Source organism: Actinopolyspora alba (assembly GCF_900112765.1).
GTDB lineage: Bacteria > Actinomycetota > Actinomycetes > Mycobacteriales > Pseudonocardiaceae > Actinopolyspora > Actinopolyspora alba.
Window position 1 is genome coordinate 1 of record NZ_FOMZ01000014.1, and the last position, 13923, is coordinate 13923.

Annotated in this window: 13 protein-coding genes, 1 tRNA gene and 1 pseudogene; 13 read left to right on the plus strand and 2 right to left on the minus strand. The window is 67.2% G+C overall.

The features are described 5' to 3' along the window. The 8 genes and pseudogenes from BM150_RS19040 to BM150_RS19075 all read left to right on the plus strand — a co-directional run. Window positions 1-413, plus strand: a pseudogene (locus BM150_RS19040) (FtsK/SpoIIIE domain-containing protein); the annotation flags it as partial. Window positions 414-492: 79 nt separating this feature from the next. Further along, window positions 493-1080 carry a GGDEF domain-containing protein gene (locus BM150_RS19045; protein WP_092928691.1) on the plus strand — a complete coding sequence of 196 codons (588 nt, stop codon included), beginning with the start codon at window positions 493-495 and terminating at the stop codon, window positions 1078-1080. Further along, on the plus strand, window positions 1077-1262 hold the full coding sequence (locus BM150_RS19050) for a hypothetical protein (protein ID WP_092928692.1): 186 nt from the start codon (window positions 1077-1079) through the stop codon (window positions 1260-1262). Before BM150_RS19045 ends, BM150_RS19050 begins: the two co-directional genes overlap by 4 nt. Window positions 1263-1275: 13 nt before the next feature. Continuing rightward, entirely contained in the window at window positions 1276-2220 is a 945-nt protein-coding gene (locus tag BM150_RS19055) for a DUF2637 domain-containing protein (protein ID WP_092928693.1), read from the plus strand. A gap of 50 nt (window positions 2221-2270) precedes the next feature. Continuing rightward, on the plus strand, window positions 2271-2648 hold the full coding sequence (locus BM150_RS19060) for a hypothetical protein (protein ID WP_092928694.1): 378 nt from the start codon (window positions 2271-2273) through the stop codon (window positions 2646-2648). A gap of 99 nt (window positions 2649-2747) precedes the next feature. Then, entirely contained in the window at window positions 2748-4208 is a 1461-nt protein-coding gene (locus BM150_RS19065) for a replication initiator (RefSeq protein WP_092928695.1), read from the plus strand. A 2-nt stretch (window positions 4209-4210) separates the two neighbouring features. Next, entirely contained in the window at window positions 4211-4390 is a 180-nt protein-coding gene (locus BM150_RS19070; RefSeq protein ID WP_092630914.1) for a helix-turn-helix domain-containing protein, read from the plus strand. A gap of 113 nt (window positions 4391-4503) precedes the next feature. Then, window positions 4504-5565 (plus strand): site-specific integrase, encoded by a 1062-nt coding sequence (locus BM150_RS19075; RefSeq protein ID WP_217641757.1) that lies wholly within the window; start codon window positions 4504-4506, stop codon window positions 5563-5565. Window positions 5566-5619: 54 nt separating this feature from the next. Here the strand turns inward: BM150_RS19075 and BM150_RS19080 are convergent. Together BM150_RS19080 and BM150_RS19085 are read right to left on the minus strand one after the other, a co-directional pair. Further along, a tRNA-Lys gene (locus BM150_RS19080) sits at window positions 5620-5695 on the minus strand. A gap of 75 nt (window positions 5696-5770) precedes the next feature. Next, a complete protein-coding gene (locus BM150_RS19085) occupies window positions 5771-6727 on the minus strand; it encodes a DMT family transporter (RefSeq protein WP_092928697.1) in 957 nt (318 codons plus the stop codon). Window positions 6728-6868: 141 nt separating this feature from the next. Between BM150_RS19085 and BM150_RS19090 the strand changes: the two genes are divergently transcribed. The 5 genes from BM150_RS19090 (at window position 6869) to BM150_RS19110 (ending at window position 13626) form a co-directional block, all read left to right on the plus strand. Then, the gene (locus tag BM150_RS19090; RefSeq protein WP_092928698.1) at window positions 6869-7441 is read left to right on the plus strand and encodes a superoxide dismutase family protein; all 573 of its coding nucleotides are present in this window, start codon (window positions 6869-6871) and stop codon (window positions 7439-7441) included. Window positions 7442-7496: 55 nt separating this feature from the next. Beyond that, window positions 7497-8642 (plus strand): tRNA dihydrouridine synthase DusB, encoded by a 1146-nt coding sequence (gene dusB, locus BM150_RS19095; protein ID WP_092928699.1) that lies wholly within the window; start codon window positions 7497-7499, stop codon window positions 8640-8642. A 29-nt stretch (window positions 8643-8671) separates the two neighbouring features. Further along, window positions 8672-9097 carry a hypothetical protein gene (locus BM150_RS19100; RefSeq protein WP_245755607.1) on the plus strand — a complete coding sequence of 142 codons (426 nt, stop codon included), beginning with the start codon at window positions 8672-8674 and terminating at the stop codon, window positions 9095-9097. Between the two features lie 387 nt (window positions 9098-9484). Beyond that, window positions 9485-10360, plus strand: coding sequence for a GGDEF domain-containing protein (locus BM150_RS19105; protein ID WP_092928701.1), 876 nt, complete (start codon window positions 9485-9487; stop codon window positions 10358-10360). Window positions 10361-10779: 419 nt separating this feature from the next. After that, window positions 10780-13626 (plus strand): LCP family protein, encoded by a 2847-nt coding sequence (locus BM150_RS19110; RefSeq protein WP_245755608.1) that lies wholly within the window; start codon window positions 10780-10782, stop codon window positions 13624-13626. The last annotated feature ends 297 nt before the right edge of the window (window positions 13627-13923 follow it).

Here is a 13923-nt window from a genome sequence, read left to right on the forward strand (position 1 = left end):
CGCAGGAGCCCATCAAAGAGGTCGTTCCCATGCGGGGGCTGTTTCCCACCAAAATCGCGCTGCGGCTGGAAGAGGCCTCCTACGTGGACATGGCCTTGGGCGAAGGGGTGCGCGAGCGGGGCGCGTTCGCCGACCAGATCCCCGACTACATGCCCGGCGTGGCCTACGTCAAAACCGAGGGCTCCCGCGAACCCCTGCGGGTGCGGGCGGCCTACACCGGTGACGACGACATCACCGAACTGGTCCGGTTCGCCACCAGCCACGACGCCACCGTCCTCGACTTCCCCAACAGGGACGACGGCACCGAGTCCGCGGACTCCCCCGACACCGGCGGCGAGTCCAGCGAAACCGACGACATCGAATACATCGACGACGACGGCGAGGACGAAGACGACGACTTCGACGCCGCCTGACGGCGGGCAGTAAATACCCCGCTCCTGAAACTCGTGGCGGAGCAGGAGCGGGGCCTACCTCACCAATGGAGGTCTCCTCATGTTGGCAGAACTCGCCCTGGGCGCAACCACCCTGTCCACCACAACCACCGGGTTGTGGGCGCACCGGTTGTGGCGTCGGTTGCATACCGACCCGTTGACCGGGCTGGCCAACCGCGCCCGGATGCACCGCACCTTCCACCGCGCCCGCCGACTGCGCCGCTCGAAGGCTCCGCTCGGGGTGTTGTTGCTCGACGTGGACCGGTTCAAACAGGTCAACGACACCCACGGGCACCGCACCGGCGACCAGGTGCTCCACCGGATCGCGACCGAACTCCACGCGGCCACCGGGCCCGGCGAACTCCCCGTACGGCTGCACGGCGACGAACTGGCCGTGCTGCTCACCCGACCCGATGCGGGCGAGATCGCCGAAACACGAGCACGCGAGATCCGCCGAACCATCCGCGGACCACGCGCCATCGGCGGACACACCATCCACCTGTCCCTCTCAGTCGGGGCGGCCACCACCGAAGACGGATCGCTATCCGACCTGCTCGCCCTGGCCGACCAACGGATGTATGCCACCAAACCCAGCCGCTCCCGCCGGGGGCGGAGTGAATCCACCGACCGAAAGGCGGTCACGTCATGATCCTGTTCCACCTCACCGGCCGCAGCCTCCTCGGCCTGCTCGCGGCCACCCTGCTCGTGCTCGCCGTGCTGGCGCTGCTGTGGGCCCTGGCCGGTCCCGCTTGGTCGATCGGCATCGGGCTGGTGCTGGTGCTGCTCGTGCGCGGGGTGCTGGCCCTGTTCTCACCCGGCGACAGCGAATAGCAGGGGGTTGCTGATGACCACTCCCGATAGTGGGGTGCGGTTGAGTCGGGCGCATCGCTGGTTGGCCCCGGTCTCGCTGGTGATCGTCGCTCTGGCGGCGGTGATGGGCTGGGCGGCCTCGTTCGTGGGGCTGCACCAGTACGGGCACACCACGATGGCCGGCTTCGGCTTCTGGACGGCCTGGCTGCTGCCGGCGACCTTCGACGGGGCCGCCTTCGCCTGCACCCTGATGACCTACCGCGCCTCGATCAACGGACGTTCCGCCCTGCGGGGGCGGGTGTTGATGTGGGCCTTCACCACGGTCAGTGCGTGGATCAACTGGATCCACCAACCCAGCCTGGACACCCGCCTGGTCGCGGCCGGGCTGCCCGTGGCGGCGGTGGCCGTGTTCGACGTGGTCCTGGCCGAACTGCGGGCCGACTACGAAGCCCGCCACGGACGCACCGCATTCCGGCTGCGCCCCGGTTTGCTGCTGCTGCGGTGGCTGGCCGACCGCTCCGGCACCACCACCGCCTTCCGCACCCAAATCACCAGCATCCCGGTACCCGAACTGGCCGGACTCGCCGACCACACCCCGGCCGAACATCCCTCGGACACCCCGATGCCGGCCCCTGCCGCACCGGCCGAGGCCGTATCGGTGCCGGTTGAGTCCGTGGCTGCCTCGCTCGATTCCGGGGCGGACACCACGAAGCCCACGAACTCCACGGAGGTTTCCGGCGAGTCCGAACCGGCCGCTGGGGAGTCGGCGGTGTTGGGGCGGGTGCGGCCCTCGTCGGTGCGGCTGCCGGAGCACGTGGTGGACAAGCTCACTAAGGCCCGCGAGCACGCCTACCGCACCGAAGGCCGCTCCCTGACCACGGCCGACGTGCAAGACATCGTGCGGCTTCCCGACACCTTGGCGAACACCCTCGCAGCCGAACTCGCGGTACCCGGCACCAATGGTCACGCCTTGGTGTGAGCACACACGGACCCACATGACCGTCAGGTTGGGGGACAGAAAGGAAAAGTATGAGTGACAACGACAGTGACGTGATTGAACTGCGTGTGTCGGCTCGCACCGCGAGGTGGGTGGCGATGATGTCGGCCTGGCACGCCGAACAAGAGTTGGGCTACACCCCGCCCGAAGACGGGCCGTACTACGCACAGCAATTGGTGGAGATCGCCAAGACCTTCTCGGCTCATCGCCAGACAGCGATCGAGGTGACCCTCTCACTGAGCCGGGATGCGGTGGGCTCGTTGGGAGAGTTCTACCACACCTACGCGAATCGCACCGGTCACCACGTGCTGTTTCGGATTTCGTCCACACTGCTGCGAGCGGCGTGGCACCCGTACGAGTCCAGGGTCCGGCTGCCTGATGACGCCACCCCACCTGATCAGTCCATCTAGGACACAGTGAACCTCGACCGCTCGGCGGAAACCTCGTTGTGGCCTTGCTGCCCTGGGGTTTCCGCCCTTTTTCGCGCTCTCAGGAGGGAAAGGGAAAGTATGGTTCTTGCGGTTGATCCCCAGGTGGATCGGCTCACCCGTCGGATACAGGCCACCGACTTCGACACGTGGAAGGCCAAGGTCCGCTCGGTGGCCGGCTGTACCCGCCCGGTGCACCTGTCCGGCCGGTGGGCCATCCAGGATGCTCACAGTGGGGCGGAGTTGGCCTCCCGCACGGGCGCGGTCATGAGCCCTTGCGGTAACCGGCGTGAGGCCGTGTGCCCGGCCTGCTCCGACCGGTATGCCGCCGACGCGTTCCACCTGCTGCGCGCGGGCCTGTCCGGCGGCTCCAAAGACGTTCCCGAACGGGTGGCCGAGACACCCCGGCTGTTCGTCACCCTCACCGCACCCTCGTTCGGCCCCGTGCACAACCGACGCGTGAGCCCCAAGAGCGGTAAAACCATGCCGTGTGGGTGCGGCTCGTTTCATCACGAGCACGATCCGGCACGCGGCCAGCCCCTCGACCCCGAGTCCTACGACTACACCGGACACGTGCTCTGGCACGCCCACGCCGGAGTGCTGTGGAGCCGGTTCCGCACCTACCTGCTGCGTCACCTCGCCGGACTGGTCGGGCTACGGGTGCGCGAAATCGGCGAACACGTGCGGGTCTCCTACGCCAAAGTCGCCGAATACCAACGGCGCGGCATCATCCACTTCCACGCCGTGATCCGCCTCGACGGCCCCCAGGGACCGGCTGATCCACCCCCGGCCTGGGCCAGCACGGATCTGCTGTCTGAGGCGGTGCGCACGGCGTCCCGAGCGGTCTCAGTCACCGGGTGCGACCGGGACGGCAACCCCCACGTCCTCGGGTGGGGTGAGCAGATCGACGTGCGCCCCATTAAGGCGGCCAACGCCTCCCAAGTGGAAAACGAGCACGGCGAGATCACCGACGACCGGCTCGCCTCCTACGTGGCCAAATACGCCACCAAAGGCACCTCCACCAGCGAAGCCGTGGACAAACCCATCCGGTCCCAAGGCCACCTGGATCTATTGGAGATCAATCCGCATCACCGGCGGATCATCCAAACCGCCTGGAACCTCGGGGCCCCGGCTGCCTGTCAGGACTGCCATCCGCACGGCGAGCACACCCCCGACGGCTGCCCCTGCCAACAGCGGGCCACCTGCGCCACCTGCGGCGGCTGTGGGCAGACCCCGGGGCCGTTGGAGCATCTCAACCTGCGCCGCTGGGCGCACATGCTCGCCTTCCGCGGGCACTTCCTGAGCAAGTCCAAGCACTACTCCACGACTTTCACCCGGATTCGGGCTGACCGGCGTCAGTACCGGCACGACCAGGTGCTCGACGAGCTCGGTGTGGGCGAGGACGAGATCACCGTGGTCAACCACTGGGCCATGACCCACGTGGGTCACGACTCGCCCGAGGAAACCGAACTCGCCGAAGCCCTCGCCCACCAGATCCGCCACGACCGCCAGCAGCGTTACGAACAGGAGAAACGGAGCTAGCCATGCGCAACCTCTGGACCCCGGCCGACGTGGCCGACTACCTCGGCGTGCCCACCAACACCATCTACCAATGGCGCAGCCGTGGCGGCGGGCCTCCCGGACGACGGCTCGGTAAACACCTGCGGTTCAAACCCGACGACGTCGAAGCCTGGTTCGACGCCCAAGCCACGGAGGTCAGCTAATGCCACGACCACCGTTGCCGATCGGTTCGTACGGATCTATCCGGGTCTACAAATGGGGCTCTACCTGGCGGGCCAGAACGAAGTATCGGGACTTCGACGGGTCCACCAGACGTGTGGAACGTTCCGGTCGGACCAAGGCAGCCGCTGAAAGAAACCTGAAGAAATCACTGAGTCAGCGAAACAAGGTACAGGGCAGCGCGTCGCTCACCCCGGAAACGAAGTTCCGCGAAGTGGCTGAACAGTGGATGGCGACTGTGGAGAAGGCGGTCAATGCGGGGAGGTTATCGCCTACCACGCTGGATCAGTACCGCAGCAACCTTCAACGTCATGTGCTCCCTGCACTGGGTGAACTACAGGTAGGGCGGGAAGTGACGGTCCCTGCGGTCGAGTCCTTTCTTCAGACCCTCCGGACCCACAAGAGCGCTTCTGTAGCGAAAACGGCGCGGTCCATCGTCTCCGGCGTGGTTGGTTATGCGGCGCGGTTGGGCATCTCGGAGCAGAACCCGACGCGGGAGACTTCTCGACTGGATGGGCAGCCGAAAAAACGGCCTCGTTCCTTGACTCTGCAAGAGCGTGTCCAGTGGTTGGAGCAACTGGAGTCCGACGATAAAGCGGTGCGGTGGGATTTGCCCGACCTGTCGCGTTTCATGCTGGCGACTGGGGTCCGCATCGGTGAGGCGCTGGCGCTGTACTGGTCGGACGTGGACCTCACGAACGGCAGGGTGTCCGTGGATCACAACGTCGTACGGGTCACCGGCAAGGGGTTGATCCGCAAGTCCACCAAGAGCAAGTACGGGGAACGCACGCTTCCGCTCCCCTCCTGGGCGTTGGACATGTTGCGTGATCGTTTCTCCGAAGCCGTCGAGTCGGATGGACCGGTCTTCCCGGATACCTTCGGCGGGCTGCGGGATCCGTCGAACACGCGTCGGGTCCTTCGGGAAACCCGCGGAAGCGACGGTTTCGCCTGGGTGACTTCGCACGTGTTCCGGAAGACGGCGGCCACGGTGCTGGATGAGGCGGGGTTGAGCGCTCGCCGGATCGCCGATCAGCTGGGACACTCGCGGCCGTCGCTGACTCAGGATGTGTACATGGGGCGCCAGTCCCTCGATCGTGACGCCGCTGAGGCTCTGGAGTCAGCCTTGGATATAGAAGCCCCGGATGTTTCGGGGGGATAAAAGGGGGATGCGACTTCGACGGCCGGGGATTCGCAGCGCTCTGACCTGGCCTTTTGGTGGGCCGCCAGGGACTCGAACCCTGAACCCGTGGATTAAAAGTCCACTGCTCTGCCCATTGAGCTAACGGCCCGCGAGAGACACCTTACAGGCAGCCGTTGATCTAGTACATCGCCGGGCGGGCCGACCACCCGCCCGGCGTGTCGGTTCAACCACGCACGAGTGCGGCTTCCGGTTGGACCACCTTCCGGCTACCGGCGCGTTCGTTCCAGCCCAGCGCGGTGATCATCACGACCAAGAGCACGAAACCGATCCACTGGGTGCCGGTGAGGGTCTCACCCAGCACACCGACACCGACGATGGCGGCGGTCGCCGGAAACGACAGCTCCGCCAAGGTGGCCCGCGCCGCGGGCGTGGTACGCAGCCCCAAGTAGTACAGGCTCAGTGCCAGCAGACCGGGAATCAGCGCCAGCAGCAGCAGCCCTCCGAGGTTCGCCCAGCCCACGGCCAGCGCCCCACCGATGTTCGACAGCCCCTCGGTGATCGAACCGTCGCGCAGCAGCAGCACCAGCGCCACGGTGGGCAGCCCCACCGAGTATCGCAGCGTGGTCACCTCCATCGGAGCCAGCTCCCTGCTCAACAGCCGCCCCAGCACCGTCCCCGCTGCCCACAGCGCCGCCGCTCCCAGCGCCAGCAACGCGGGCATCAGCCGGGCGACACTCACCTGCGTCGGATCCGGAAACGCCAGCAGCCAGGCGCCTGCCAGCGCGGGAACGGCGAAGACGAGATAGCCACGGCGGAAGCCCTCGCGCAACAGCAGGAACGAGGCCACCGCGGCGAACACCGGTTGCAGTTTCTGCAGCACCACGGGAGTCACCGGATCGCCGTATCCGAAGGCGGCGGTGAACATCAGCGTGGCCAGCGCGGAGGTACCCGCGCCGATCACGAGTGCCGCCGCCCGCTGCTTGCCGCCGCACCGGGCGAACGCCCGCCACGCCCTGGGCAACAGCGGTGCCAGCAGCACCGTGACGATCAGATGTTCGCACAGCACCACCGTGGTGCTCGGTAAGCTGGTCGCCAGCGGCATCCGCCACAGCGCGTCCGTCCCCCACATCGCGGTGGCGATCGCGACCAGCCAGGTCCGGTCGCGCCCCGAATCAGTCATCCGATCAACGTAGCGCGCCTACACACCGTCACGCTCCCGCGAGGACGACGATCCTCGTCACACTCACCACCGGACACGCCGTTTCACCCTTTCCGGCGATCATCCACCGGTAAGGGCCGCGCATCACGTAGAACCGGACGCATGCGATCCGTATCAAGTGTCGTGCTGGCCGTGACCGCCCTGATCATCGCGGTTCCCGCCACCGCGCAGGCGGACTCCTCGGGCGAGGGGCACAACCGAACGGTGGCGCGGGGCGTTTTCACCGGTTACCAGGAATCCGCGGCGGCCGTCACCTACGCGCCCGAGCTGGTACCGCCGGGCGCGCGGATGGGGGTCTTCGCCGAGAGCTCGCCCGGGAAAGGCACGTCCGTGGCCGCTGTTCTCGAGGGGCTGCGCCCGAACCGCACCTACGGCGCTCACGTGCACACCCACCCGTGCGGGGACGAGGGGGCCGACGCGGGGCCGCACTTTCAACGGATACCCGCACCGGAGGGCGTGTCCGGCGATCCGACCTACGCCAATCCGAGCAACGAGATCTGGCTGGACTTCCGCACCGACGCGGCCGGTAACGCGGTGAGCGGCGCCTTCGGGAAATGGAACCCGCACCGGGGTGACGCCTCGTCGGTGGTGATCCACGAGCACCGCACCCGCACGGCGCCCGGCGTGGCGGGTGAGGCCGGGGACCGGCTCGCCTGTCTGAACGTGCCGTTCTGAACGGTCGGTGTCCGCCCGGTACCGATCGGCGGGAACGAGCACCGACAATGGAGGTATGTCGCTCGCCCCAGCCACCGAACCACTCCGGATCGGACCGTACGCGGTCGATCCACCCGTGGTGCTCGCTCCCATGGCGGGCATCACGAACCTGGCCTTCCGGAAGCTGTGCCGGGAGTACGGCAGTCGCGACTCGCTCTACGTCTGCGAGATGATCACCGCCCGCGCGGTCGTGGAACGCAACGCCAAGACGCTGCGGATGATGAGTTTCGACGAGGGTGAGCACCCGCGTTCGATGCAGCTCTACGGTGTGGATCCGGCGACCATGGCCGAGGCGGTCAAGATCGTCGTCGGCGAGGGTTGGGCCGACCACATAGACACGAATTGGGGATGTCCCGTTGCCAAGGTGACCCGCAAGGGCGGTGGGGCCGCGCTGCCCTACAAGCGCAAGCTGTTCGAGGAGATCATCTCGTCCGCGGTGCGGGCGGCCGAACCGGCGGGAGTTCCGGTCACGGCCAAGTTCCGGGTGGGAATCGACGACGAGCACACCACCTACCTCGACGCGGGTCGCATCGCCGAAGAAGCGGGGGCGTCCGCTGTCGCGCTGCACGGCCGCACCGCCGCGCAGCGTTACTCGGGAACGGCCGACTGGGAACGGATCGCCCGCCTGAAGGAAACCGTGCGGAGCATTCCGGTGCTGGGCAACGGTGACATCTTCACGGCCTCGGACGCCCGGCGGATGATGGACAGCACGGGTTGCGACGGTGTCGTGGTCGGGCGCGGCTGCCTGGGCCGGCCGTGGTTGTTCCGGGAGCTGCACGCCGAGCTGCGGGGTGAACCGATCCCGGAGCCGCCGGGTCTCGGCGAGATCCGCGGCATCGTGTATCGCCACGCCTGCCTGCTGGCCGAACTCATGGGTGAGGAAAAGGCCATGCGCGACCTGCGCAAGCACATGTCGTGGTACTTCATGGGCTTTCCGGTCGGTTCGGAACTGCGCCGCAGGCTGGGTGTCGTGTCCACGCTCGGCGAGCTGGCGGACATGCTGGACGAGCTCGATCCGAACGTCCCCTTCCCCGCCGAGGCGGAGGGTCCGCGAGGCAGGCAGGGATCACCGGGCAAGGTGGCACTGCCGGAGGGCTGGTTGGACGATCCGGAGGACAACTCCGTGCCGGTGGGTGCCGACCTGGACCACAGTGGAGGATGATTCCCTCCCCGCGTCGCTCGCGGGCGCTCATGGCTCCACCGCTGCTGGTGCTGCTGTTGTGCTGCCTGCTCTCGGACAGCCCCACGCTCGCTCCACCCTCGCCGGACTCGGGAGCCGTTCGCTCGGTCACGGCCTACTTCCGCACCAACAACACGGCGGCACGGCGTGGACCGGACGCACAACGGACCTTCCTGCGCCGTACCCAGCACCCCGAGTATCGGGATCAGCGCTGCTCGCTGGACGGGATGACCGTCACGGCGGAGCCCGCGCTCGGGACGTTGCGTCCCGACGAGGAGTTCACGGTGGCCGGGCGGCATCCCGCCGGGCGGGTCTGGGTCGTGGGCGTGGAGATCACGGTGCGCCGCGAGGGTGTCGTGGTGGGTAGACAACTCGGTTCGCAGCACCTGGTAGCGCTCGACGGCCGTTGGTACGGCTTCGCTCCCTGCCCCGGTTAGAAGGCCTCTCCCCGGTCAAGGCCCTGTCCGAGGGAAATCGATGCGCCCCACCCACTCCCGGGCGGGCCCGACACGAGCCGACACAGCACTACCAGCGCCCCGGGAATAAACAACGCTGAGTTGCTGTAATACCACTATGCGTGATTACGTGAAACCGGGTTGAATGGGGCGCGGCGACGTAGGATCGGTAGTGGCCCGAGGTGGGGATCGAGACGGGATCAACCCCGTGGCGGGAGCGACGGGGCTGAGGCCGGAGGATCGAGCGGACGCGTTGCCCGGACACGCCGGTGACGCGGTACGCCGGTTGAGCGAATTCGGTTCCGGTTGAGCGGAACTGACTCAAGCCCGATGGCTCACCGGACGACACCACTACGGGAGGTGAGTGCGATGTCCGGACTTCGCGATGGCATTGCCAGGTCGGAGACCTGGCGGGAGGAAGCCGCCAGGGCCCGGCTGCACGACCTCCCGTGCACCGAGCACAGCACCGGCAGGCATTACGCGACCGACCCGGCCACCGCCGCCGGGCTGGCCGAGCTGCACGAGGCCATAGCGGAGCTGCTCGCCTCACGGGGACGCTGGCAGCAGGCCTACCACCACCTGCGGGCCGCACTGGATCTACGGAACAGCGAGCTACCCCCTCCGGTGCCGGAGCAACTGCGGCACGAGGTGAACTGGCTGCGGCGCGAACACGCACGCGTCAAGGAGCAGAGTCTGCGCGACACGCTGACGGGCGGTTACAACCGTCGCTATCTGGACGAACGACTCGCGAGCCTGCCGCAGGAAACCCCCGAGGGGCTCGGTATAGCCCTGGTGGACCTGGACTGGTTCAAGCAGGTGAACGACACCTTCGGACACGTACTCGGAGATCGCGTGTTGCAGCGTGTCGCCGAATTACTACAGGAAGAACTCCCCAATGGGGGATTCTGTGCGCGATACGGCGGCGAGGAATTCGTACTGGTGCTGCCCGGTATCGACGAAGCGGGCGCGATTTCGCTGTGCGAACGCGCTCGGTCGCGGATAGCGGACTTTCCGTGGAAGCGAGTGGCGCGTGGACTGCGCATAACGGTGAGCATCGGATTGACGTACGACGCGACGGCCGAGGAAGCCGCCACCTCCGGAACGGAAGAGAAAATTCTCGGCGCGGATGTGTTGCTCTACGCGGCCAAACAATCGGGGCGAAACGCCGTCGCCTACCGGGAGCGCGGTGAAGTCCACTTGACAGGAATCACCAGGAGATCCGAATCGTCATCACAGGGCTACTGAACGCGACCACCTCGGACACGTGGGCGTCAAGAACCAGAACGTTACCCCACCCGGACGAACGACAGCTGTGATTTATCCTACACAACACGGTTGTGTCGTGCACTGATTGTGAAGAATCCGGCGCCGCTATCGTCAGTTCGAGCGATCAGCCGTAGCATCTTGGCCGAGTCTGGCGATACAGCTTCGGGGGTGGGGATCGCCAACCGTTCGAATGAAGGCCAATGGCAGCAAGGTGGGAGGGAACGCAGGTGCCGGATAATCCCCGTCGAGGCAGTTCGGGGCACCAGAGTTCCCACTCGGAGTGGGCGTATCCCGAAGACGAAACCGGAAACGGCTCCGAAACGGGCAGCCGGGCCAGTTCGCGCAGGCGCAGAAGGGCTCTCGGGGACGACGGCACGGGCGGTACGCGCGTCGGAGATTTGCTGTCCAGGCACGGCAAGGGGCAGACCCAGAACACCGGTTCGCACCGAAAGGTCGAAGTGGACGAATCGGAATTCGTCCCGCCCGAGGAACAATCCCCCGAGAAGCAATCCGGAGTTCAATCCACCTGGAGCGGGCCGCGGGAGGACTCGCCCGAGCAGCCCGCGCGGACCACCGAGGCCGTGCCGGAAACTCCGCCGCAACACGACAACCCGCCCCAGGCCGAAGGACGGCGGTCTCGTGGCCGCCGCGCTCGCCGCAGGCGGCAGGAACCGGAACAGGAACAGCCCGAGAGAACCGAACAGGGGCATTCCGAACAGACACAGTGGCAGATCCCCGATGGGGCGGGTTCCCCGCCACAACCCACCGGTGGAATCGGAGCCACCAACGCTCCGCCCGCCGAGAGTGACGACACGACGCGGATGACGCCGTTCCTCGGTGCGTCGCGCAGGCCGAACGCCGCCAGGAGTGGTGGCAACACGCAGCAGCCCGCGGAGCGGAGCTCCTCACACACCTCACCCATGGTTCCCCCCTCGGCGGACCGGACCACGGAAACCCCGGCGCCGGGAACACCACCACGGCCCGAGGGCGACGCCGGGACCGACACGAGCGACCGCACCCGCCCGAACCAGCCGATCAGCGCGGCGCTGAACCAGCACCGCCGTACTCCGGCTCCACCACCTCCGTCCCGGGAAAGCGGGCACCAGCAGGTTCCCTCCGAGGAACCCACCGCTCAACAACCCGCGGTACGCGGCGAGATACCGCCGCGAGCAGGAGGTTTCCCGTCCGAGGAGCCACCACGGCAGCCCGCGCGTCGGGAGGGAACCGCCGCACCGGACCCGAATGCTCCGTCGGCCGCCGAAGAGATGTTGAACGGCCCGCCCCGGGCCGGGCGTCCCGTACCGGAAACCACGACACACCACGAGGGCGCGCAGCCGGAGCGGAACCCGGATCCCGCTACCGGCGGTCGAGCCTCCGGTGCGGAGCACGACCCCGACACCACAGCCGACCCCGACACCACAGCCGACCCCGACACCACAGCCATCGCCCCCGAGAACGACTCGTCCGGCGCTGCCCACTCCACCACCTCCCACGAGGCCGCCCCGGACGACGACGGGTCAGCGGACGAGCAGGACGACGACAACGAGGCCAGTGCCGCCATCGACGCGACGCTGGCGAGGTTCTCGGCGGTACACGACGAGCTCGCGGCCGAGGAGGAGAAGCGGCGCAAGAAGTACGCCTGGCTGTGGGGAAGCCGCAAGGAGCCCGAACCCGGCCAGGACATGCCGTTCGACTTCGCCGAGGACCGCGACGCGAACTCCTCGCGTGTGGAATGGCGCAGGGGAAAGCGGCGTAGGCGACTGCGGACGCTGGGGCGCGGCGCGGCCGTCGCCGTCGCGGCTCTGGTGTTCGTCACCACGGGGATCGGCTGGGGCAGCAAGACCTGGTTGGACGCGAGCTTCAACCACATCCGCGCGCTGAACGAGAACTCCGATGCCATCCAGGACGCGCACCTGCAGGAGGGGGACCAGAACTTCCTGCTGATCGGTTCGGACACCCGCCAGGGCGCCAAGTCGTCGGACGACATCGGCACGGCCGAGGGCGTACCGGGCGCCCGCTCGGACACGACGATGATCGCGCACATTCCAGCCGACCGGAGTCGGGTGGTGATCGTGTCGATCCCGCGCGACCTGGAGATCGACATTCAGGCCGATACCTGCAGGAAGTGGGACTCAGCCACCGGGAAGTACAGCCAGGAGACGGTGGCGGCCCGGCAGAACGTCAAGTTCAACACCGCCTTCGGGGAAGGTGGTCCCGCCTGCGTCACCAAACAGGTGCAGCAGCTCTCCGGGCTCGAGATCAACAGTTTCCTCGGGATCAACTTCCAGGGATTCAAGTCCATGGTCGAGGCGGTGGGTGGTGTGCGGGTCTGCACCAACAAGCCGATGATCGACCGCGAGCTGGGGCCCATCCTCAAAACGGCGGGCACGCACAAGCTCGGCCCGCAGCAGGCGCTGCGCTACGTCAGGGCGCGCAAGCTCACCAACGACGTCACCTCGGACTACGGACGGATGGAGCGGCAGCAACTGTTCCTCGGCGCGTTGCTGCGCAAGATGACCTCGGCGAACGTGCTGCTCAACCCCAGCAAACTCGGGAATCTGGCCAACGCCGTCATCGCCAACACCTTCGGTGACAACGTCAACAGCGACAAGCTGATCTCGCTCGGCAAATCGCTGGACGGGCTCGATCCGGAGAAGGTCACCTTCGTGACCATCCCCACCACCGGAATCCAGAACTCACGCGGCAACGAGGTGCTGGTGGAGTCCAAGGCCCACTCGTTGTTCCGCGCCATCATCGAGGACGTGCCGCTCGACTCCTCGTCCGGACAGCAGAGCGAGCAGGCTTCGGAGGGCGCCGCGTCGGACACCTCCCCCATGGCCTTCGCCCAGCAGGAACAGGGGAACAGCTCGGCGAAACCCGAGCCCTCCGAGGTGAGCGTTTCGGTGTTCAACAGCACCGAACGCAGCGGCCTGGCGAGCAACACGGCCGGTGAGCTGCGTGAGTTCGATTTCGCGGTCGGCGACGTCGGCAACCTGGAGTCGCCGCTCGACCAGACGGTCATCCGGTATTCGGAGGGCAACAAGCAACGGGCGCAGCTACTTGCCTCCGCCGTGCCCTCGGCCGAGATCGTGGCCGATTCCTCGGTCGGTGAAACGCTGCGACTGGAGCTGGGGACCGACTACGACAACCGGGTTCGCAAGCCGGACAGCGGTGATGTGGATGTTCCGGAGAACCTCTCGACCGTCAACGCTGGTGAGGACAAGTGCGGCGGTGTCAGCGGCTGACCGGGACGGTCGCCGTCCCGTGGCCGACGCGCTCGGTCGCACCGAGCGGTCGGCAACGGGGCCGCGGCGGGCGCCGGAACGCGGCGGGCGCGTGGCTCGCACACTGGTTCCCCGCGTCCCTTCCGCGGGGCGTTCGGGTGGGGCCGAGCGTCGAAACCGACACCGATGTCGGATTCGGCACGGAAAATCCGGGACGGGGTTCGAAGGTTCTCACCCGCTGTGATGCCCCACCGCGCCCCGACTGGTCTTTTCGAGTGAGAGCTCAAATCGTGTTCACCGCAGGTTAACCGGCGGGAA